Source organism: Grimontia sp. THUN1695, assembly GCF_059704325.2.
In genome coordinates, this window is the sequence record NZ_AP046577.1 from 2,650,675 (window position 1) to 2,672,349 (window position 21,675).

20 protein-coding genes and 4 tRNA genes are annotated in these 21,675 nt (G+C 51.0%); 2 read left to right on the plus strand and 22 right to left on the minus strand.

Translation table 11 applies throughout. The features are described from left to right. Positions 1-10 precede the first annotated feature (10 nt). The 6 genes from rpsR to nsrR all read right to left on the minus strand — a co-directional run bounded on the left by rpsR (position 11) and on the right by nsrR (position 4,939). The gene (gene rpsR, locus AC6IB1_RS15465; protein ID WP_002539422.1) at positions 11-238 is read right to left on the minus strand and encodes a 30S ribosomal protein S18; all 228 of its coding nucleotides are present in this window, start codon (positions 236-238) and stop codon (positions 11-13) included. Between the two features lie 16 nt (positions 239-254). Then, positions 255-557: a primosomal replication protein N gene (gene priB, locus AC6IB1_RS15470; protein WP_005504229.1), complete on the minus strand. Its 303-nt coding sequence runs from the start codon at positions 555-557 to the stop codon at positions 255-257. 9 nt (positions 558-566) lie between these two features. Next, the gene (gene rpsF / locus AC6IB1_RS15475; protein WP_005504231.1) at positions 567-962 is read right to left on the minus strand and encodes a 30S ribosomal protein S6; all 396 of its coding nucleotides are present in this window, start codon (positions 960-962) and stop codon (positions 567-569) included. 197 nt (positions 963-1,159) lie between these two features. After that, positions 1,160-1,897 carry a 23S rRNA (guanosine(2251)-2'-O)-methyltransferase RlmB gene (gene rlmB / locus AC6IB1_RS15480; RefSeq protein WP_497567389.1) on the minus strand — a complete coding sequence of 246 codons (738 nt, stop codon included), beginning with the start codon at positions 1,895-1,897 and terminating at the stop codon, positions 1,160-1,162. A 3-nt stretch (positions 1,898-1,900) separates the two neighbouring features. Then, on the minus strand, positions 1,901-4,390 hold the full coding sequence (gene rnr, locus AC6IB1_RS15485; RefSeq protein ID WP_497567390.1) for a ribonuclease R: 2,490 nt from the start codon (positions 4,388-4,390) through the stop codon (positions 1,901-1,903). 114 nt (positions 4,391-4,504) lie between these two features. Beyond that, positions 4,505-4,939, minus strand: coding sequence for a nitric oxide-sensing transcriptional repressor NsrR (gene nsrR / locus AC6IB1_RS15490; protein WP_497567391.1), 435 nt, complete (start codon positions 4,937-4,939; stop codon positions 4,505-4,507). Positions 4,940-5,139: 200 nt separating this feature from the next. Between nsrR and hmpA the strand changes: the two genes are divergently transcribed. Continuing rightward, a complete protein-coding gene (hmpA, locus tag AC6IB1_RS15495) occupies positions 5,140-6,327 on the plus strand; it encodes an NO-inducible flavohemoprotein (RefSeq protein ID WP_497567392.1) in 1,188 nt (395 codons plus the stop codon). Positions 6,328-6,394: 67 nt separating this feature from the next. Here hmpA and motX read toward each other — a convergent pair whose 3' ends face one another. From motX to AC6IB1_RS15555, 12 genes are all read right to left on the minus strand, one after another. After that, the gene (gene motX / locus AC6IB1_RS15500; RefSeq protein ID WP_497567393.1) at positions 6,395-7,015 is read right to left on the minus strand and encodes a flagellar protein MotX; all 621 of its coding nucleotides are present in this window, start codon (positions 7,013-7,015) and stop codon (positions 6,395-6,397) included. A 184-nt stretch (positions 7,016-7,199) separates the two neighbouring features. Then, the gene (locus AC6IB1_RS15505) at positions 7,200-8,516 is read right to left on the minus strand and encodes an adenylosuccinate synthase (RefSeq protein ID WP_497567394.1); all 1,317 of its coding nucleotides are present in this window, start codon (positions 8,514-8,516) and stop codon (positions 7,200-7,202) included. Between the two features lie 122 nt (positions 8,517-8,638). Beyond that, positions 8,639-8,833: a DUF2065 domain-containing protein gene (locus AC6IB1_RS15510; protein ID WP_497567395.1), complete on the minus strand. Its 195-nt coding sequence runs from the start codon at positions 8,831-8,833 to the stop codon at positions 8,639-8,641. Between the two features lie 77 nt (positions 8,834-8,910). Then, entirely contained in the window at positions 8,911-9,798 is an 888-nt protein-coding gene (gene hflC / locus AC6IB1_RS15515) for a protease modulator HflC (protein WP_497567396.1), read from the minus strand. A 2-nt stretch (positions 9,799-9,800) separates the two neighbouring features. Then, on the minus strand, positions 9,801-10,961 hold the full coding sequence (gene hflK / locus AC6IB1_RS15520) for an FtsH protease activity modulator HflK (RefSeq protein WP_497567397.1): 1,161 nt from the start codon (positions 10,959-10,961) through the stop codon (positions 9,801-9,803). Between the two features lie 53 nt (positions 10,962-11,014). After that, complete coding sequence (gene hflX, locus AC6IB1_RS15525; protein ID WP_497567398.1) at positions 11,015-12,304, minus strand: ribosome rescue GTPase HflX; 1,290 nt, start codon at positions 12,302-12,304, stop codon at positions 11,015-11,017. 26 nt (positions 12,305-12,330) lie between these two features. Continuing rightward, positions 12,331-12,600 (minus strand): RNA chaperone Hfq, encoded by a 270-nt coding sequence (hfq, locus tag AC6IB1_RS15530; RefSeq protein WP_005504257.1) that lies wholly within the window; start codon positions 12,598-12,600, stop codon positions 12,331-12,333. A 95-nt stretch (positions 12,601-12,695) separates the two neighbouring features. Beyond that, a complete protein-coding gene (gene miaA / locus AC6IB1_RS15535; RefSeq protein ID WP_497567399.1) occupies positions 12,696-13,622 on the minus strand; it encodes a tRNA (adenosine(37)-N6)-dimethylallyltransferase MiaA in 927 nt (308 codons plus the stop codon). Then, entirely contained in the window at positions 13,615-15,585 is a 1,971-nt protein-coding gene (mutL, locus tag AC6IB1_RS15540; RefSeq protein ID WP_497567400.1) for a DNA mismatch repair endonuclease MutL, read from the minus strand. Before mutL ends, miaA begins: the two co-directional genes overlap by 8 nt. Before the next feature lie 2 nt (positions 15,586-15,587). Further along, on the minus strand, positions 15,588-17,282 hold the full coding sequence (locus tag AC6IB1_RS15545) for an N-acetylmuramoyl-L-alanine amidase (RefSeq protein ID WP_497567401.1): 1,695 nt from the start codon (positions 17,280-17,282) through the stop codon (positions 15,588-15,590). 3 nt (positions 17,283-17,285) lie between these two features. Then, positions 17,286-17,753 carry a tRNA (adenosine(37)-N6)-threonylcarbamoyltransferase complex ATPase subunit type 1 TsaE gene (gene tsaE, locus AC6IB1_RS15550; RefSeq protein ID WP_497567402.1) on the minus strand — a complete coding sequence of 156 codons (468 nt, stop codon included), beginning with the start codon at positions 17,751-17,753 and terminating at the stop codon, positions 17,286-17,288. Between the two features lie 36 nt (positions 17,754-17,789). Then, complete coding sequence (locus tag AC6IB1_RS15555) at positions 17,790-19,283, minus strand: NAD(P)H-hydrate dehydratase (RefSeq protein ID WP_497567403.1); 1,494 nt, start codon at positions 19,281-19,283, stop codon at positions 17,790-17,792. 49 nt (positions 19,284-19,332) lie between these two features. Between AC6IB1_RS15555 and queG the strand changes: the two genes are divergently transcribed. Next, positions 19,333-20,460, plus strand: a complete 1,128-nt coding sequence (gene queG, locus AC6IB1_RS15560) for a tRNA epoxyqueuosine(34) reductase QueG (RefSeq protein WP_497569157.1) — start codon at positions 19,333-19,335, stop codon at positions 20,458-20,460. A gap of 574 nt (positions 20,461-21,034) precedes the next feature. Here the strand turns inward: queG and AC6IB1_RS15565 are convergent. From AC6IB1_RS15565 to AC6IB1_RS15580, 4 genes are all read right to left on the minus strand, one after another. Then, positions 21,035-21,110, minus strand: a tRNA-Gly gene (locus tag AC6IB1_RS15565). 133 nt (positions 21,111-21,243) lie between these two features. Continuing rightward, a tRNA-Gly gene (locus tag AC6IB1_RS15570) sits at positions 21,244-21,319 on the minus strand. A gap of 39 nt (positions 21,320-21,358) precedes the next feature. Next, positions 21,359-21,434: transfer RNA gene (locus AC6IB1_RS15575), tRNA-Gly, on the minus strand. A 135-nt stretch (positions 21,435-21,569) separates the two neighbouring features. Continuing rightward, positions 21,570-21,645 (minus strand) — tRNA-Gly (locus AC6IB1_RS15580). Between the last annotated feature and the right edge of the window lie 30 nt (positions 21,646-21,675).

Below are 21,675 nucleotides of genomic sequence, written 5' to 3' on the forward strand. Positions count from 1 at the left end.
CAGTGGCCGATTACTGATGCTTGTCAGTGTATGGCAGCAGAGCCAGGTAACGTGAACGCTTGATAGCGCGTGCCAGCTGGCGCTGGTACTTAGCACGGGTACCAGTGATACGGCTAGGTACGATTTTACCAGCTTCAGTGATGTAGTTTTTCAGAGTCGCTACATCTTTGTAGTCGATCTCTTGTACGCCTTCTGCAGTGAAACGGCAGAATTTACGACGACGGAAGAAACGTGCCATGGGCTTATCTCCTGATCTAAATGTCTATAATGTTGTCGGCATGCAACACTAATTTACCGGTGCCGTTTCGGCTGGTCTGGTAAGCAAGAAACCCACTCACCTTAATGTTACTGCCTAAAGCTAAACGCTGTGTTTGGCTTTGCGACCCTTGCCCGCTCACGACTACCGGTAACCGGCAGTAGACTTGCCTTGGCAATCCAGCTTCCTGTTGTTCCGAACGGTGCTCAATCACAAAGTGACAATGAGGAATGCCGGCAGGACTCTGTTTCCGAACTGGGCCTTGGGCAATCACGCCTGCAAGCTCAATCCGATTGGTCATCAAATCCAATTACTCAGCTGCTGCTTCGTCTTCTTCAGATTGTACAGATACTTCTGCACGCTCTTCACGACGTGGTGCGCGCTCTTCTTTAGCCTTCATCATTACAGATGGCTCAGTGATAGCGCCTTTGGTACGCATGATCATGTTACGGATCACTGCATCGTTGAAGCGGAACGCAGTTTCCAGCTCGTCAATCACTGACTGCTCTGCTTCTACGTTCATCAGAACATAGTGTGCTTTGTGCAGCTTGTTGATTGGGTAAGCCAGTTGACGGCGACCCCAGTCTTCCAGACGGTGGATCTGACCACCTGACTCTTTGATAGAACCAGTGTAACGCTCGATCATGCCAGCAACTTGCTCGCTTTGATCAGGGTGCACCATGAATACGATTTCGTAATGACGCATTGGTTGCTCCTTACGGATTATTCAGCTTCCACGCTTGGCCCAGTCATCCAGCGGAAGCAAGGAACGAAAGTAAAAGACCGGGAATTTGGAGGCAGGATAGTACAGAATTGCGCCGCTAATAGCAACAAAAAGCACAACGCCCGGAGAAATAATTCACCGGGCGCTGCTCAGGTTGAAAACCTTGTATTTTCGCGTTGTTACCCGCGACGCTGGCGCACTGCTTCAAACAGGCAGATACCGGTTGCCACCGACACGTTCAGACTGGAAACACTGCCTGCCATTGGGATGCTGATCAGATCATCACAGGTCTCGCGCGTCAGGCGGCGCATACCATCACCTTCTGCGCCCATCACAATCGCCAACGGGCCGGTTAATTTGGCGTCATACACGTCATGGGTCGCTTCTCCCGCCGTGCCGACAAACCAGATGCCCTTTTCCTGCAGTGCGCGCATGGTGCGTGCGAGGTTGGTCACGCGGACCAAAGGCACCACTTCCGCAGCGCCTACCGCCACTTTGCGTGCGGTGGCATTCAATTGTGCTGATTTGTCTTTCGGTACAATAACCGCGCACACGCCCGCGGCATCGGCGTTACGCAAACACGCTCCCAGATTGTGGGGGTCGGTCACACCATCGAGTACCAGTAACAATGGGTTCTCTTTGCCATCCAGAATGGCATCAAGATCGTTTTCATTGTATTGACGGCCAGGTTTCACCCGGGCAATCAAGCCCTGATGCGACGCCCCTTTGGCTTTGTCGTCCAGCGCTTTACGGCTCATTTCCTGTAGGGTAACGCCCAGACGGGTCAATTCATTCAGCACAGGCAACATGCGTTCGTCCTGGCGGCCTTTCAGTACGAAGACCTCAATAAAGCGCGATGGATCTGAATCCAGCACGGCTTTGACGGCATGAATGCCGTAAATCATTTCATTGCTCATGGGTTACTTATTTTTCTTGCCTGTTCTTGCCGGTTTGCTTTTCTGCGCTTTTTTCTTGCGCGCCTTTTCCGCCTTGGTTTTCTTTCTCGCCGGATTGTCGCTTTTGCCGCCACGCTTACCCGTTGGCGCTTTGTCGCCCTCCGCTTTTGGAATGGCGCCACGTTTCAGTTGCTGGCGGACAGACATACGCTCTTGTCTTGCCTCAGGGTTCTTACCTGACTCCGCACGGCCTTTCTTAGCTTTATTGCGAGCGGTTTTACCGGCACCACGTGCTTTACGTGTCGTACCTTCCAGTTCGAAATCGATCATCCTTTCATCAAGGTTGACGGATAATACTTTGACCGTCACCTGATCGCCAAGCCGGAATACACGGCCAGAGCTTTCACCCACCAGCTTTTGCTGCACCATGTCGTAGTTGTAATAATCGTTGTCAAGGTTTGAGATATGTACCAACCCATCGATGTGCAAATCATTGAGGCGGACAAAGAACCCAAAACCGGTCACGTTGGCAATGGTGCCTTCCATAACATCACCGACGTGATCCTGCATGTATTCACATTTGAGCCAGTCTGACACATCGCGGGTCGCATCATCAGCACGGCGCTCCGTCATCGAGCATTGCTCGCCCATCACGTCCATGTCGTCAAAGGAGTAGTGATAGCCACCGGTCGGAGTCCAGCGATCAGTATTGCGCCCTTCCTGTTTGGCAATCAGGTATTTGATGGCACGGTGCAGCAACAAATCCGGATAACGGCGGATTGGCGAAGTAAAGTGGGCATACTGTTTCAGCGCCAGACCAAAGTGCCCAGCGTTGTCAGCCTGGTACACTGCCTGCTTCATGGAACGCAGCAGCATGGTCTGGATCAGTTCCTGATCCGGGCGTCCGGCAATTGCATGCGCCAGTTTGGCGTAATCGGTCGGGGATGGCTCAAGACCGCCTTCCAGCGTCAGCCCGAGCTCACCGAGAAAATCTTTAAAACCGGTCAGGCGCTCTTCGCCCGGCGCTTCGTGTACCCGGTAAAGTGCAGGCTCTTTGGCTTTTTCGACAAAACGGGCAGAGGCGATGTTCGCCAGAATCATACATTCTTCGATGATCTTGTGGGCATCGTTACGCTCAACCGGCACAATGCGCTCAATCTTGCGCATGGCATTGAAGATGAACTTGGTTTCCACTGTTTCGAACTCAATCGCACCACGCTGCTCACGCGCGGCTTTGAGTGCTTTGTACATGCGGTTTAGCTCTTCAATGTGTGTTACCAGCGGCGCATAACGCTCACGAAGCGCTTCATCACCTTCCAGCATCGCTGCCACTTTGGTGTACGTCAGGCGAGCATGGGAGTTCATTACCGCTTCATAATGTTTGTAGCCAGACAGCTTGCCCGATTCAGAGATGGTCATCTCACACACCATGCACAGGCGATCGACCTGCGGATTCAGTGAACACAAGCCATTCGACAGCACCTCCGGCAGCATGGGGATGACCTGCGAAGGGAAGTAAACTGAATTACCACGGTTTACCGCTTCTTTATCGAGCGCTGAATCCGGACGGACATAGTAACTGACGTCCGCAATCGCGACATAAAGACGCCAGCCGCCGGACTTTTTCTTCTCACAGAAAACCGCATCATCAAAGTCGCGGGCATCTTCGCCGTCAATGGTGACCAATGGCAGGTCACGCAAATCGACCCGCCCTTTTTTGGCTTCTTCCGGCACCTGGTCGGTAAAGCTTTTGACTTGCTTTTCTACGTCCTGCGGCCACACGTGTGGGATATTGTGGGTGCGCAAGGCGATTTCAATTTCCATGCCCGGCGCCATGTTTTCACCCAGCACTTCCACCACGCGGCCAACCGGGTTGTATTGACGGGTCGGGCGCTGGAGGATCTCAACCACCACCACATTGCCCATACGCGCGCCTTTTCGCTCGTCCTGCGGAATCACAATGTCCTGACCAAGGCGGGAGTCATCCGGCACCACAAAACCCATGCCGTTTTCCACAAAATAACGGCCAACAATCTGCCCTTTGCGCTCTTCCAATACACGCACAACGCGGGCCTCTTTGCGGCCACGTTTATCGGTACCGGCAGGTTGGGCCAGAATGAAGTCACCGTGCATGACCTGTTTCATCTGATGGTGTGGCAGCAGCCAGTCTTCCCGGTTCCCTTTACCTTCCGGACGCAGGAAGCCAAAACCGTCACGGTGGCCAATCACGGTGCCTTTCACCAAATCCAGACGTTCTGGCAGGGCATAGCACTGACGACGGGTGAAAATCAGCTGGCCATCGCGCTCCATCGCACGCAGGCGGCGACGCAAGCCTTCGTATTCTTCATCGCTGCGCAGGCCCAGCACTTCAAAGAGCTGGTCACGGCTAACCGGTGTGGTAAAGCCTTTAATCACAGTGAGAAGATGTTCACGGCTCGGCACAGGATTGTCATATTTTTCTGCTTCACGCCCCAGAAAAGGGTCGTTGCTGTGTAGGTGTTTGTCTTGAGACATATAAGGTTCCCGTTAGCGACATTGGCTTATCAAGTATATCGCTTAAATATAAAGAAATTGGGTGTCCGCAAGCATTGCCAGTAAAAATTAGCAAGCTATCTCACATGGTGAAAATCAGTGCGGACGAACAGGGATGAGAAGGTGCTGCAGGTCATCATTGCCTGACACCAGGTCATGAAGTGTGTATTTATCCATCTCGGCAAGAAATGCCGTCAACGCTTTCGCAATCGCAGTTTTCAGTCGACAGGCAGGCGTGATATGGCAGTTTTGTGGTGCGCAGTTGACAAGTTGCAATGGCTCCAGTGAACGTATCACATCGCCAATGACTATCAATTCCGCTGGCTTGCCGAGTCGGATCCCCCCGTTTTTTCCCCGTACGGCTTCTACAAAGCCGGCCTGACTCATACGGTGTATTATTTTGACCATATGATTGCGGGAAACCCCATACTTCTCAGTGACCACCGTAATGCTGGTCAATTCTCCGGGAGGCAGCATAGCCAGATACATGAGCGCCCGAAGGCCATAATCCGTAAAGCTGGTTAATTGCACGTTTTCAAATCTCCTTGCGCGTATTGTACCTTTATCTGAGACAAAAGGCGCGTACTCTCTGATTTTCTTTTGTTTCTGTTTTGCGTATTCCCCTTTAAGCGATCCAGCAAGCAAATAGGGGTTGATCTAAACATTCATTTCAGATACAACTTATAACATGCATTTTAGATATCACTTTAAAATCATAATTAGGTCACACTATGCTCAACGAAAAAACCATTGAAATTGTAAAATCTACGGCACCATTACTTGCTGAGACAGGCACTAAACTGACCGAGCATTTTTATACTCGTATGTTCAGCCACAACCCCGAACTGAAAGACATCTTTAATATGAGCAACCAGTTTACGGGGGCACAACGTGAAGCGCTGTTTAATGCCGTTTATGGCTATGCGGCAAACATTGATAACTTGCCGGCTTTGCTGCCTGTTGTGGAAAAAATCGCGCAGAAACACGCAAGTTTTAATATCACAGCGGACATGTACTCTATCGTCGGTGGTCATTTACTGGCGACGATAGACGAGCTGTTTTCACCCGGTCAGGAAGTGCTGGATGCATGGGCTGAAGCCTATGGTGTGCTGGCGCAGGTTTTCATCAACCGTGAAGAAGAAATCTATCATCAAAACGAAACATCAGAAGGCGGATGGCGTGGCACCCGCACCTTTAAGCTGATCAGCAAAACACCTGAAAGCGAGGTGATTACCAGCTTTATCTTCGAACCCGTTGATGGTAAACCAGTGACAGGTTTCGAGCCTGGACAATATATCGGTATCTACCTCAAACCTGAACAATTCGAGAACCAGGAGATCCGTCAGTACAGCCTGTCTGCTGCACCAAACGGCAAAACCTACCGTATCTCTGTGAAACGTGAACCTCAGGGCACGGTATCCAACTACCTGCACGATCACCTGAATGTGGGTGACACCGTCGAACTGGCACCACCAACCGGCGACTTCTTCTTCAAATCAGAGAAGAACACACCGATTGCGCTGATTTCTGCCGGTGTAGGCTTAACACCTATGCTATCAATGCTGGAATCTGTGTCTGGTCAGCACGGTGCACAGATCAACTGGTTACATGCTGCTGAAAACGCCAGCCACCACGCGTTTGGTGAGCACATTGATTCACTGCTTAAAGCACATGGCAATGCGCGCCGTGACGTATGGTACCGCGAACCTTCAAGCACTGACTTGCCAGGTGAACAGTTTGACCATACCGGCCTGCTAGACGTGAGCAAAGTAGAAGGACTAACCGAAGATGCAACCCGCGAATTCTACCTGTGCGGCCCTGTTGGCTTCATGCAGTTTGTCGCCAAACAGTTGATTGATGCAGGCGTAGACAAAGACCGTATTTTCTACGAGTGCTTTGGCCCACATAAGGTGATTTAATTGCCTTCCCTTTCATGCAAAATGCCCGCGAAATGCGGGCATTTTTGATGTTATCGAAAGCAGTATACTACCAATAAGTATCACGCCGCTTGGCACGTGCAATAACATTGCGCGGCATTTTGTTTTCAAGCGCCTGGCGTAATAAAGCAATACGGTTATGGGTCGATGGGTCTGAGGTGATGGTGTGATATAACCAGCGGTAGGCATCTTCATAGTCAAGTGGGCTACCGTGATCTGCCACCAACAACTCTGCCAGCTGTAACCGTGCACGGGTATTCCCCAGTGAAGCCGCCTCCCGAAGATACGGGATCGCACGCTCTTTATCCTGCTGCACCAAAGTGCCTTTCGCATAGTAACGCCCAAGCTGTTCCAACGCCGCAGGCAATCCTTGCTGCGCGGCAATTTGCATATAATACACCCCGGTCTCGACATCTCTGTCGACACACACGCCCCATGCCAGCATATCACCATAAAGAAACTGATAAGCCGGGGATTCGACGCGGATAGCACGGGCTTCGATATCCTGCAGAAGCTGGCAATCATCTTCTTTAACTTTGTTAAGGTGGCGATTGGTCTCAAACAGGCGGATCAATTGCGACTCTTCATACACAGGAAGAGCCGGGCCAATTTCGGCTTTCGCAAAAGGGCTGGCTAGCATCATGGATATAAATAAAGTACGCAGCTTCATGCCTTCCTACTATTCAAGGGTTATCTGAGCCTGTGTGTTTGCCTAACTTATATCGGCAAGGATTTGCCGAACTTTATCTTTTCCCGGCGAAAAATTTCCCTTACCTGATATCCTCAGTATAAGTGCAATCGGGCAAAAAAAAACCAGCCCTGATGAAGGCTGGTTTCTTCTCACCAATAACCGGTTAAGATGCGAAAGGGTGCACCTTAATGATGGTTTCATTACGATCTGGGCCGGTAGAAATAATGTCTACAGGCACGCCAGTCAACTCTTCGATGCGCTTGATGTAGTCCAACGCTGCCTGAGGCAACTCTTCAATCGACTTGGCACCGAAGGTGTTTTCACTCCAACCCGGCACAGTCTCATAGATTGGCGTGATGTTTTCGTAATCGTCTGCAGCCATTGGCGAAACAGTCAGGATGGTACCGTCTGCTTTCTGATAGCCAGTACAGATCTTGATTTCTTCCAGACCATCCAGCACATCCAGCTTGGTCAGACAGAAACCAGAAATAGAGTTGATCTGGATTGCACGACGCATCGCCACGGCATCAAACCAGCCGGTACGGCGCAGGCGTCCAGTGGTCGCTCCAAACTCATGGCCCACCTCACCAAGGTGTTTACCCACAGGATCCTGCTTGTCCTTACCGTCGTACAGCTCAGTCGGGAAAGGACCGGAACCCACACGGGTGCAGTAAGCTTTCGCAATGCCCAGAATGTAACCCAGATGGCGAGGACCAAAACCAGATCCTACTGCAACGCCACCAGCAGTGGTGTTCGAGGAGGTCACGTATGGGTAAGTGCCGTGGTCGATATCCAGCAGCGTGCCTTGCGCACCTTCAAACATGATCTTGTCACCACGCTGACGTGCATCATCCAGCTCCTGAGTGACATCGATAACCATGCTGGTCAGGATGTCCGCTTGCTCCATCACTTTTGCCAGCGTCTCTTCATAGCTTACTGGCTCAGCTTTGTAGAAATGCTCCAACTGGAAGTTGTGCAGCTCCATCACTTCTTTAAGCTTCTCGGCAAACGCTTCTTTATCAAATAGGTCACCAACACGCAGACCGCGACGGGCGACTTTGTCTTCATACGCAGGACCAATGCCGCGACCGGTAGTACCGATAGCTTTCGCGCCGCGCGCTTTCTCACGCACCATATCCAGTGCGATATGATAAGGAAGAATTAGCGGACAAGCTTCTGACAGGAACAGACGCTCACGAACAGGAATGCCCCGTGCTTCCAGTTCACCCATTTCTTTCATCAGGGCATCTGGGGAAAGCACGACACCGTTGCCGATGATACATTTCACGTTGTTGCGAAGAATACCAGAAGGAATCAAGTGCAGAACGGTTTTCTCACCGTCAATGACAAGGGTGTGACCTGCGTTGTGACCACCTTGGTAACGGACGACGTACTGAGCGTCTTCAGTCAACAAATCGACGATTTTACCCTTACCTTCGTCACCCCACTGGGTGCCAAGAACGACTACGTTATTACTCATCTTTTCCAGTCAGTTGATGATTAAAACGGGATTCTAGCACCATCGTTTGAAGGATGCAGTCATTTTTTGAGCGCCGTCCTGTTTATGGCTAATGGGGTGTCACAATTTTTTGCCTTTTCAATTTACTTGGCCGGCCACATCATATAGGCGATCACTGCGCCTGCGACAACTAAACATCCACCTACCCGACGCAGGGTACTATCGGGTAACAAACTCATTTCTTTTACCATCTCCCGCCATTTTTGTGGCACCAGCATCGGTCCCAGTCCCTCAACAACCAATACCAGCCCGATAGCGAGCCATATCGACTTACCCATTTTTTCTCTCATTTTGTTTGGATAAAAAAAGACAAGGCAGCGTGCCTTGTCTTTTCCATTCTGCCATCAAATCAGGATCAGTTAACCTTCAGTTTTGGCTCTTTCATGTACTGGAAGAACTCACTGTTCGGGTCAACCACCATGATATCACCCTTATTGTTGAAGCTTTTCTCATACGCTTGCAACGAGCGCAGGAAGTGATAAAACTCTGGCGCTTTGTTGAAGGTGTCAGCATAGATTTTTGCCACTTCAGCGTCCGCTTCACCACGCGTCACACGCGCGGTTTTTTCTGCTTCCGCCAGCACAGTAGCCACTTCCAGCTCAGCCTGGGCACGGATAACTTCCGCTTTCTCACGACCTTGTGAACGGTGACGACGAGCGACAGTTTCACGTTCTGCACGCATACGTGCATAAATCGACTCACTGATCTCATCCGGCAGGTTGATCTTCTTGATACGAAGGTCAATCACTTCGATACCAATATCGTTCGCGCCTTCCTGAAGTTCAGACAGAACATCAGCCATCACCTGTTCACGCTTCTCAGACACAATCTCTTTGATGGTCTTTGAACCGATTTCTGCACGCAGGCCATCCGCCACTTTACGCTGCAACAGCGCTTCAGCAGTTAAACGGTTACCGCCACCGGTGGTGAGGTAGTACTGTCCGAAGTCTTTAATGCGCCATTTCACGTAAGAGTCAATGATGACGTCTTTTTTCTCAGACGTGACGAAGCGATCTGACTGATCATCCATGGTCTGGATACGTGCATCCAGTAACTTAACACGATCAAACAGTGGCACTTTGAATTGCAGGCCCGGCCCATAAATACGCGCCATATCGTCATCGGTTTTCAAAACCCGGCCGAAGCGGATCACAATACCACGCTCACCTTCTTTCACCACGAAGACAGACATCAGGCCGACAACGATCGATACGATGATGAGAGGAATTAATAATTTACGCATAATTAATATCTCCCCTGACGTGTGGTCGACTGACGGGTATTGACGTTCGGTAAGGCGGGCTGGGTAGCACGCTCCAACTCAATGCCATAGCCTGCGGCACTGTTGCTGTCCGATGAAACATTGCGCTGTGCTGGAGACTGGCTCATCAGTTTATCCAAAGGCAAGTAAAGCAAGTTGTTGCTCCCTTCCTGAGAATCAATCAACACCTTACTGGTATTGCCGAACACCTTTTCCATCGTCTCAAGATACAATCGGTTACGCGTAACTTCCGGCGCAGCTAAATACTCCGGTAACAGTTTCTCAAACTGTGCAACGTCACCTTGTGCCTCATTAACTGTTTTCTCTTTATAACCCAAGGCTTCTTTTTTCAGACGCTCAGCACGACCGGTTGCTTTGGGCAAGATGTCATTACGATAGGCTTCCGCTTCACGGATGAAACGCTCTTCATCCTCCCGAGCTGCGATGGCGTCATCGAATGCATCTTTCACCTGCTCCGGCGGACGGGCAGTGTCAAAGTTTACATCGACCACCAACAGGCCCATGTCGTAACGATCCACGATGCGGTTGATTTCCACTTCCGTGCGTTCACGGATTTCCTGACGGCCCGAAGTCAGGATTTGGTCCATCACTGCATCACCGATCACCGCACGCAATGCGGAGTCCGTGGCCTGACGCAGACTGTCATCCGCGTTAGTGACCGAGAACAGATATTTCGCCGGATCAGCCACGCGATATTGCACGTCCATTTCAACGCGCACGACGTTTTCATCTTTGGTCAGCATATCGCCGGAGCCACGCAACGAACGGATTGCCTGCACGTTTACCGGTGTCACCTCATCGATAAACGTCGGTTTCCAGTTCAGGCCAGGTTGGACGATACGGTCATATTCACCGAAACGCAATACAACACCACGCTCCGCTTCACCGATAGTGTAAAAGCCTGATACACCCCAGATAACTGCACCCACAACGGCAATGATGCCCAAACCAGCGGCACTGCCGCCACCAAAAGACGGCCCTTTGCCGCCAAATAATCCGCTCAGTTTGCGGCTCAGCTTGCCAAACACCTCGTCGAGGTCTGGCGGCCCTTGGTCACGACCCCCGCGGTTCCCCCACGGGTCTTTGTCCTGACCGCCATTATTTCCTGGCTCATTCCACGCCATTAGAGCACTCCATCAGTATGATATGACGATAGTTTTTATACTGTAACAGTCTGTCAGTTGACGATAAAGTCACCCAACTCACTGCCTTCCCGTTTTTTCAACCTCAACCAGTCAGTTTGAGGCAGCCGCACATCGACCAGCAAATGTCCATCCTGCTCGTATTCTTCGTGCGTGATACACCGCAACTGACAGAATTTACTGTGCATTCTGCCAATAGCCGCAGGCGGAATACGTAAGCGGTAGCTTACCATAGTCCCTGCCAGCCTCTCGGTCAGTGCCTCAAAAAGAAGATCTATGCCCTGATCTGCAAGTGCTGACACCCAGACAATACGAGGAAGTCCGTCTTCATCACGTTCGATACGCGGAACAGTATCTTCCATATTGTCGATTTTGTTCATCACCAGCAGCATCGGTACTTCATGCGCGTCGATCTCTTCCAGCACCACATTGACCGCGTCAATGTTCTCACGGAAACGGTCATCACTGGCGTCCACCACATGCAACAGTAACGTTGCTTCCTGCGTCTCCTGCAACGTTGCCTTAAATGCAGCAACCAAGTCATGTGGCAGATGACGGATAAAACCGACCGTATCGGCCAGGATAGTGTCACCTACGTCCTCGACCTCAATCTTGCGCAGCGTCGGATCCAGTGTTGCAAACAACTGGTCTGCAGCGTACACCCCCGCTTCAGTAATGCGGTTGAAGAGCGTGGACTTTCCGGCATTGGTGTATCCTACCAATGACACAGTAGGAACTTCAGCACGGCTTCGTGCCCGTCGGCCCTGTTCCCGTTGTTTGGAGACTTTCTCAAGTCTACGCAGAATAGCTTTAACACGATCACGCAATAAACGACGGTCTGTTTCCAGCTGGGTTTCACCCGGACCACGCAGACCAATCCCGCCCTTCTGACGCTCTAAGTGCGTCCAACCACGAACGAGTCGGGTTGAAAGGTGGCGGAGCTGCGCCAACTCGACCTGTAATTTACCTTCATGGGTACGGGCCCGTTGGGCAAAGATATCCAGGATCAGACCGGTGCGATCGAGCACCCGGCATTTGACTAAACGCTCGAGGTTTCGTTCCTGCGCAGGAGACAGCGCATGGTTGAAGATCACAATATCTGCCCCGGTCATCTGGACGACATCTGCAATCTCGAGGGCTTTACCTTCACCGACGAAGTATTTGGAATGCGGGGCTTGCCTGCTGCCTGTAATAGTTTGCAGCCTGCTAACCCCCGCTGACGATACCAGCATTTCAAATTCGCTGAGATCTTCCCATTCGCCTTCCTGGGTAAAGTTGATATGAACTAAAACAGCCTGTTCACCGGCTTCGTAACGGTCAAACAAGCGATCAACTCCTTACCAAGGGATTGTTACTCCTCAGTTTTTTCTTGCTGACGTTCGGTAGGCGAACGCTCAGAGCTGGTGTGATGGTGGTTCACTGGACGCGCGGGCACCACAGTAGAAATCGCGTGCTTATAAACCATTTGGTTGACCGTGTTTTTCAACAGGATCACAAACTGATCAAAAGACTCAATCTGGCCCTGAAGTTTAATACCGTTTACCAAATAAATAGAAACCGGTACACGTTCACGACGCAGTGCATTCAGAAATGGGTCTTGTAGAGATTGCCCCTTAGCCATTTTTAATTTTCCTTATTGGTTTGTAGTTGTAGTAGCAACAAAAAGATCAACAACGCCGCTTACAACAGCACAGAGTATACCTGTCTCTTCCCGGATCAGATCAGACACTTTGTGACTGTTTGTAACGATAGCCCGGCATCGTCGCTATCAAGCCACGTCAGATTATCCCAGCTGCGAAGCCAGGTGATCTGACGTTTGGCCAACTGACGGGTTGCGCACACACCGCGATAAACTGCATCGTCAAGCGAGCAGCTACCCGCCAAATAATCCCACATCTGTCGGTACCCGACGCAACGTATCGATGGCATATCCGGGTTCAGATCGCCACGATCAAACAATGCACGGACCTCCTTCTCGAAGCCGGCTTCCATCATTTTGTGGAAACGTAACTCGATTCGGCGATGCAGATCTCCCCTTTCCTTAGGGGCTATAGCAAACTGATGAACCTCATATGGCAAGGGTTCACCTTTGGTTTCGGTCAACTCAGTGAGAGTTTTACCCGAAATACGAAAAACTTCCAGCGCTCTCGACAATCGTTGAGGATCATTCGGGTGAATCCTCGCTCCTGCGACAGGGTCTACTTTGCACAACGCTTCGTGCAGCGCCTGCCAACCATGCTCCTTTGCTTCCTGCTCAATTTTAGCGCGGATCACTGGATCCGCGGGTGGCAATGGCGACAGGCCTTCCAATAATGCTTTGAAATAAAGCATGGTACCACCCACCAAAAGGGGGATTCTCCCTTTTGCAACGATCTGTTCCATTTCGCGTAACGCATCAGCGCGAAAATCCGCCGCCGAATAGGCTTCTGACGGATCACGGATATCAATTAACCGGTGTGGCGCCAGCGCCAGCTCTTCCGTTGTCGGCTTGGCTGTGCCGATATCCATGCCCCGATAGATCAACGCGCTGTCCACACTGATTATATCAACGGGAAATTGTTTTCTCAGCGCAATCGCCAAGTCGGTTTTCCCTGAGGCTGTCGGCCCCATTAAAAATATTGCCTTGGGCAATGGCTTAATCATGATTAAACGCTTCTATAGCCGCCGCCACGTCAACCGGACGCAGCAAGACGGAATAATGTTCTGCCAGCGCACCCTGCCAGCAATTTTCTAACTCAGTGAGCAGTGTAACGGATTGCGACAAGCTGTAGGCATCGGTTTTTTGCACTGCCTGTCCTGTCAGCCATGTTGAAAGCGAGGACATATCAAGCTTCTTCCCTGAACGGGTTAAAAAAGCCATTAATGCCGGAATGAATTGCTGCAAGTTGTGATGACGGAAAGGTTGACAGACTGCCATCACCATCACTTGGGACGCTGATTTCTTGCGAAGCAAAATCCCAAATTGCTGAAGCAACGGTTCATACAAGGCAACCAGTTCCAGCTCTTCAGCTGATGCGGGCAATGCCTGAGGGATTAACAGGGGTTGGGCTTTCAAGCCTTCTTCCAGCCCTGCCTGGCGAAACTTCCCCAAAACCGCCAGATACGCGGCCGCATCAAGATCCAGTAAGGCAATGCCTTCTTCACGTTGCAACAACAGGTATTTCGCGTTCACGACCGTTAACGCCTTGCCGAGTCCCTGTGCAGCATGGCCTGTCGACACCGACGCTTGGGGCGCGGAAGGTGTGAAGACAGCTGACGCTTCCGCAATCTCTCTGACAGGATCAGGCTCGACTGGCGTTGTCATCAATGCCTGATACACGTTTTTCTCGCGACGGGACGGGGCGCTGTTACCCAGGAAGTCACGATGCTGCCCACTACTGCCACCACTTGATCGACCCGCTGACGACTGACTAAAGCCGGATGCCCGGGATGGCTGCCCGGACGCTTGCGGCCGCCACTCTGAGTATTCCGCTTGCCCGGGATAATTGGAATAGGCAGAGGCTTTGACGCCCTTGTCCTTTTTTTCAACACCCTGCAGGGCTGGGTTGCCTGTGGTCTCGTTGTCGTTTTCATTATCGACAAAGTCCAGCATGGGAGTATGCTCCGCCACAACCTGCATAAGAGCATCAGCGACGGCCTGATAGATAAAATCATGTACCAGACGCGCCTGATGAAAACGCACTTCGTGCTTGGCGGGGTGCACATTCACATCGACCTGGTGTGGGTCAATATCAATATACAGCACATAAGCAGCAAACTGATCAGGACGAAGGGAAGCTTCATACCCCTGGCGGATAGCGTGATTGATGAGCTTGTCCTTCATCATCCGCTTGTTCACAAAGCAGTGCTGGATATCGTTTTGCGCCCGCGCCCCTTCCGGAGTACAGATCCAGCCTTGCAGGGTTAAACCCTGGTGCTCAAGGCTGACTTCCACCGCGGTTTTGACAAACTGGGGGCCACACACCGCTGCCAAACGCTTTTCACGCTGTACATCGTTAGTTGCCGCCCGGTACTGGCGGACAATGGTGCCATTGTGGCGAAGGGTAATGGCGACATCAAAACGGCTGAGTGCAATGCGTTTGAGCAGCTCATCAATATGGCCAAATTCGGTTTTATCCGTGCGCAGGAACTTGCGTCGGGCAGGTGTATTAAAAAATAAGTCCACCACCTCAACGGTGGTACCAACCGGATGCGCCGCAGGCTTGACCTTCACCGCCATATCTCGCCCTTCAGCATAGGCTGACCAGGCTTCGGACTGGGTGACTGTGCGGGATGTCAGAGTCAGGCGCGAGACCGAGCTGATACTCGCCAGCGCTTCGCCCCGAAAGCCAAGGCTGATGATCGCTTCCAGGTCATCCAGACAGGTAATTTTGGAGGTCGCATGCCGGCTGAGTGCCAGCTCAAGCTCTTCTTTGGCAATGCCCGAGCCGTTATCCCGGATGCGGATAAGTTTGCTGCCGCCTTTTTCGATATCAACATCAATGCGGGTCGCCCCCGCATCAATGCTGTTTTCAACAAGCTCTTTGACCACAGATGCCGGCCTTTCAACCACTTCGCCCGCCGCAATCTGGTTTGCCAGACGGGCAGGTAAGATTTGAATTGCCATGCTTAGCTCCCGGGAATGATCAAGGTCTGGCCAATAGCCAGTTCATCTGAACGCAATTTATTGGCACGACGGATACTGTCGACAGAGACACCATAATTGCTGGCGATTTTACCCAGATATTCTCCGCGTTTCACTTTGTGTTGCTTGTCCTTGGGTTTCACACCCACAATTTTCAGTTTCTGGCCAATCGCAAGCTCATCCGAACGCAGTTTGTTGGCGCTTCGGATACTCGACACAGACACATCATACTTCTGGGCAATCTTGCCAAGAAACTCACCGCGCTTCACGGTGTGCGTTACTGTCTCGCCTGCACTGGCAGGTATTGAACGGCTACCCGGTGATGTGGACACCAGGGCGCCGACATTGACATTCGGTACAGTCAGCACCTGCCCCACGTTTAATGTGTCTGACTTCAGGCCATTTGCCGCTTTGATGGCGGAGATTGAGCTGCCATATTTTTTCGCGATGACGGACAACGACTGACCGGATGTCACCTTGTGCTTAATGCCGTTTTTACGGGCGGCCATCAAAGTACCATCCGGCGGAAACGCTTCAAAATAGCTCAACACACCTTTGTAAACCGCGTTAGCAATCTTGTTCTGGTGGCTGGTGCTCAGCAGCAATTTCTCTTCCTGAGGGTTGGTAATAAAGCCGGCTTCGACCAACAAAGAAGGAATATCCGGTGATTTCAGCACCGCCAAACTGGCATGTTCAGGGCTGGATTTATGAAGTTTGGTGACTTTGCCGATTTCTTTCAGCACGCGGACAGCAACATCATAACCTTCTTTCTGGGAGTTGCTGAACTGGAGATCCAGCACGGCACGGCTCAGGTATTCGTCCCGGTTATCGTTAAGCAGCGCCCCGCCACCCAGCAGGTTGGATTGCTCTTCGTGTCTCTCAATCCAGCGGCCTATTTCACTATTGGCACGACGGCGGGACAACACCCAAACTGATGCACCGCGTGGTTGCGGCTTGTGGAAACCATCGGCATGGATAGACACCAGCAGATGCGCACCTTGCTTTCTCGCAATCTCAGAACGCTTGTTAAGGTCGACAAAGTAATCACCGTTACGTGTCAGTACCGCTTTCATACCCGGTATTGCATTAATCTTGGCGGCAACCTGACGGGAAATCGCCAATGTCACATGTTTCTCATACTTCCGCCGGGGGCCAACTGCACCGGGATCATTACCACCGTGACCAGGATCGATTGCAATGATGATGTCATCGGTTCCAAACGGCAATGCAGCCTGCGCTTCTGTTGCTGCCGCAGGCTTAACCGGTGTCGTGGTCGCAGCAGTATCGCTGTGCGGAATATCGATCACCAGTCGGTGGCCATACTCTTCACTGGGTGCAAGGGGAAACAGGCGAGGAACACTTTTGTCTTTCAGCTCAAATACCAGACGGGATGTCTTGTTGTCGGGTGGATTACTGTTGCGGATCTTAGTCAGTATTTTGCTGTCACTGACATTTTTTGGCAGTGTTATCGCCGTGGTGGTGTTCTTCAAATCCACCACCAAACGATCAGGCTTGGTCAGCGTGAAATAGGTATAAGAAGGCGCTTCAGCCAGATCCATCACTACCCGCGTTTCATGCGGCGCTGGCCAGATACGCATATTCTCCAGTACATTAGCCCATGCAGAAAACGCCGTCCCAAGCCACCCTATCACCCCTAATAACACGCCTCGCCAAAGCATAGGTTATTTCCACTCCAGTTTTGCAAGCAGCGCTTCACCAACAGGTGTGTTGGCATTGACCTGCACTGAGCGTTGTTTATCGTTGTATGTCAGTGTGATACTGATATCTGGCTGCGGCAACAGGCCTTTCCCTTTCTCGGGCCATTCCACCATACAAAGCGCGTCAGGCGTGAAGTAATCCCGGATTCCCATAAATTCCAACTCTTCCGGATCGGCAAGTCGATATAAATCAAAGTGGTAAACCTGCCAGCTCTCTAACTGATAGGGTTCGACCAAGGTGTAGGTGGGGCTTTTTACGTTTCCCCGATGACCCAAAGATTGAATAAAGCCGCGTGAAAACGTGGTCTTCCCGGCGCCCAAATCGCCATGAAGATAAATGGTGGTTTGCTGCGCACATGCCGCTGCAATAGCCGCGCCGAAGGCGACTGTTGCCTGCTCGTCAGCAAGCTCAGTCATAAAAGTCTGTGTCATGTTTCTCACTGCTTTATCTGCGGAAGCACTCAGTCTTCACTGCTGCATTTGTTTTATTGTTTTTCCAAGCCAAGGAAGCAAATCACTGGCCAACAGGCCACGCTCTCCTTGCCGTGCGGCAACGTCGGCCGCAGCACTATGTAAATACGCGCCAAAATTAGCGGCTTGTGTCAGCGACCGGGTCTGTGCCACGCACCCTGCAATCACGCCGGTCAACACATCCCCCATGCCTCCACTCGCCATACCAGGATTGCCTGCTGCCACAATATTTACTTCGCTGCCATCATAAACGATTGTACCCGCACCTTTAAGCACCACCACGCCACCATAACGTTTCTGTATCTCTTTGACGGCAGAAAAACGATCACGTTCAATTTCTGTTACACAACAACACAATAAATTTGCAGCCTCTCCCGGATGCGGCGTCAAAATCCAATTGTCAGAGTACGCAGGGCTTTCCGCCAATACATTCAACGCATCGGCATCAACCACCAGGGGTTTAGCTGATATCACCGCTTGCTCAAAGAGTTGTCTGGCCCAACTGGATGACCCCAACCCCGGTCCGACAGCAATCACATCCGCCCATTCACACTGCGTATTCAGGGAAGCCCGCCCTTCGCTTTCCTGCCACCAACGGGTCATTAACTCGGGTTGTCGGGACAGCAGGGCAGACACATGACTCTCATCGGTCAAAACCGCCACCAGACCAGCACCTACCCGCAAGGTGGCCTGGCTACAAAGGATAATGGCTCCGCCCATACCACGCTGGCCGCCAATACAAAGCACCCTGCCAGCATTGCCTTTATGTGCGCTTCGCCCTCTTACCGGTTCAAGCATTGCCGCACGTTGGCTATCCAGCAGTTTAGCGGAACATGGGATATGCACGGCAAATTCTTCACCAATACCAAGCCCATCATAGAGAATATCACCACAACAATCGCGTGCCTTACCGGTGAAAAGCCCCTGTTTGAGTGCTACAAAACTGACTGTAAGATCTGCCACAATCGCATCACCCCAAATGCGCCCGGTATCAGCATTAAGGCCACTGGGAAGATCGACAGCGATCACCGGACAATGCGCACGGTTAATGGCCTTTATAGCCGTGAGGTATCTCCCGGACACCTCACGACTGAGTCCGGTACCCAGCAAGGCATCAATGACAATATCAAACGCTCCGTCTGGCCATGCACCTTGATGGATCACGCCACCCGCATCAATGAATGCCTGCTGCGCGGTCCGGGCATCTCCCTGCAGTGCAGATGGATCGGTCAGCGACCAAAGCGTGACGGATAAACCCGCCTCTTTTGCCAACCTCGCCATCACATACCCATCCCCGCCATTGTTACCACTGCCACAACAAACCAGGATATTTTTGTCATCAGGATATCGGGTTCGCAATGCATTAAACGCCGCCTGACCCGCCTGCTCCATCAGGCTGTACATTTCAACACCAAGATCCGCTGCGATCTTGCGCTCTCCATTTCTGACCTGATCCGATCGGTAAAGCGAGTGTGGTAGACTTGCGCTCATCTTCGGTTTCTCTTGTGATCTTATGCCTGAATCTCGATCTTTATCGTCGATCAATTTAGCCCAACTTGCTGAAAATATCAGGCAATGGGGACGTGAACTAGGATTTCAGCATATTGGGATCACCGATGTCGATCTTCGTCAGCACGAAGCACAATTACAACGCTGGCTGGATAACGGCTATCACGGCGAAATGGATTGGATGGCACGCCATGGTATGATGCGCGCACGTCCTCAGGAACTGGTAGAAGGCACTGTGCGCGTGATCAGCGCACGGATGAATTACCTGCCACCAGATGCCGGATTTGCCAAAACACTGGACAACCCTTCCCTTGCCTATATCAGTCGTTACGCCCTGGGACGCGACTACCATAAGCTCATCCGCAACCGGCTGAAAAAGCTGGCACAGCGCATCGAAGAGGAAGTGGGGAAATTTGGTTATCGCCCGTTTGTCGACTCTGCTCCTGTGCTGGAGCGCCCATTGGCAGAAAAAGCCGGGCTTGGCTGGACAGGCAAGCATTCTCTGCTTTTAAGCCAAGACGTCGGCTCCTGGTTTTTCCTCGGTGAGCTACTGATTGATCTTCCCCTGCCTATCGATAAACCCTCTCAGGGCGATTGCGGTAAATGTGTCGCCTGCATGACCTCCTGTCCAACCGGCGCCATTGTGAATGAAACCGTTGTCGACGCAAGACGTTGCATCTCTTACCTGACGATAGAACTGGATGGGGAAATACCAGAAGCATTTCGCAAAGCCATAGGCAACCGCATCTATGGGTGTGACGATTGCCAGTTAGTTTGTCCTTACAACAGGGAAGCAGAACTCACCACTGAACCTGATTTCTATAGCCGGAACAGTCTGGTCCAGAAACCTTTAAAAGTGTTGTTTAGTTGGGATGAAACCACTTTTTTACAAGAGACTGAAGGGTCAGCGATTCGCCGCATAGGCCATGAAAAATGGCGCAGAAACCTATCGGTGGCAATGGGTAATGCTCCTTATGACCCTGAAATTGTTGAACTTCTTGAATCGGCCAAAGGATTCTCTGCTATGCTTGATCAGCATCTTGACTGGGCACTGGAGCAACAAATCAAGCGCCGCAATGAAAACGCAGTAGATGTCTTGCCTGCATCGACAAAACGACTGGTGAGAATCGTGAAAAAAGGGTTACCCCGGGATGCTTAGCAACCGGTACTGTGCACTACCACCCTCTAACCGGCGCTAAATACATGCAAAAACAAGACCTAGATTCACTTCTGCTGCGAAATGTGGAAAACCTTTTCAGTACGCCATAAAACAGTGCACACACACAAAGTTAAACACACTCTGTGAATAAATTCAGATAGAAATCACGAAAGGTGATAAAGCTGGGGATAAACGTTTGAAAAGACAACTTTCACAAAGAAAAATGCAATTAAAAACAATTAATTGAGAAAAGATTCATGCACAAGCATGAGTTTTCCACTGAGCAACATCCGCACAAATAACTCTGAGTAACATCACATCTTCTGATATTCATCAACGGCTTTACCCACAAGCAATACTTTGTGGATAACTCTGTTGAAAAACACCAAAAAATAGCGTTAAAGCTACTGCAATTACGTAATAAGTGCAAACAATGTTCTGATTGTGTTTGGGCTAGAGCATGCCCGGAGATAATGCTTCACAGCATTAAAGACAACGATCCGCTGCATCCATTACTGCTTGATACATGCTTTGCGGAGTGTTGGTGCTTACAGATGACATTCTGTAAGAAACTTGGAGCGACACACGGGGTTCGAACCCGTGACCTCAACCTTGGCAAGGTTGCGCTCTACCAGCTGAGCTAGTGTCGCATTCAAAGAGCGTCCGAAAAACTTCGGAAAAATTTGGAGCGATATACGAGGTTCCCGATCTCCAAGGCTTAGGCGTGACCTCAACCTTGGCAAGATTCCTTGCATTCGCATTTCTCAAAAAGAGAAATTAATTTGGAGCGACATACGAGGTTCGAACTCGTGACCTCAACCTTGGCAAGGTTGCGCTCTACCAGCTGAGCTAATGTCGCATTCTTTTTCCTGACATTCATCAGAAATTTTGTATTTTTTGGAGCGACACACGGGGTTCGAACCCGTGACCTCAACCTTGGCAAGGTTGCGCTCTACCAGCTGAGCTAGTGTCGCATCACAGTACCGGATAAAACCGGACTTTTTAAATTTTGTAGCGATATACGAGGTTCCCGATCTTCAAGGCTTAGGCGTGACCTCAACCTTGGTAAGGTTCCTTGTACTCGCGTTTCTCAAAAGGAGAAACTAATTTGGAGCGACATACGAGGTTCGAACTCGTGACCTCAACCTTGGCAAGGTTGCGCTCTACCAGCTGAGCTAATGTCGCATGATCACCCGACAATCCATCGGATCATAC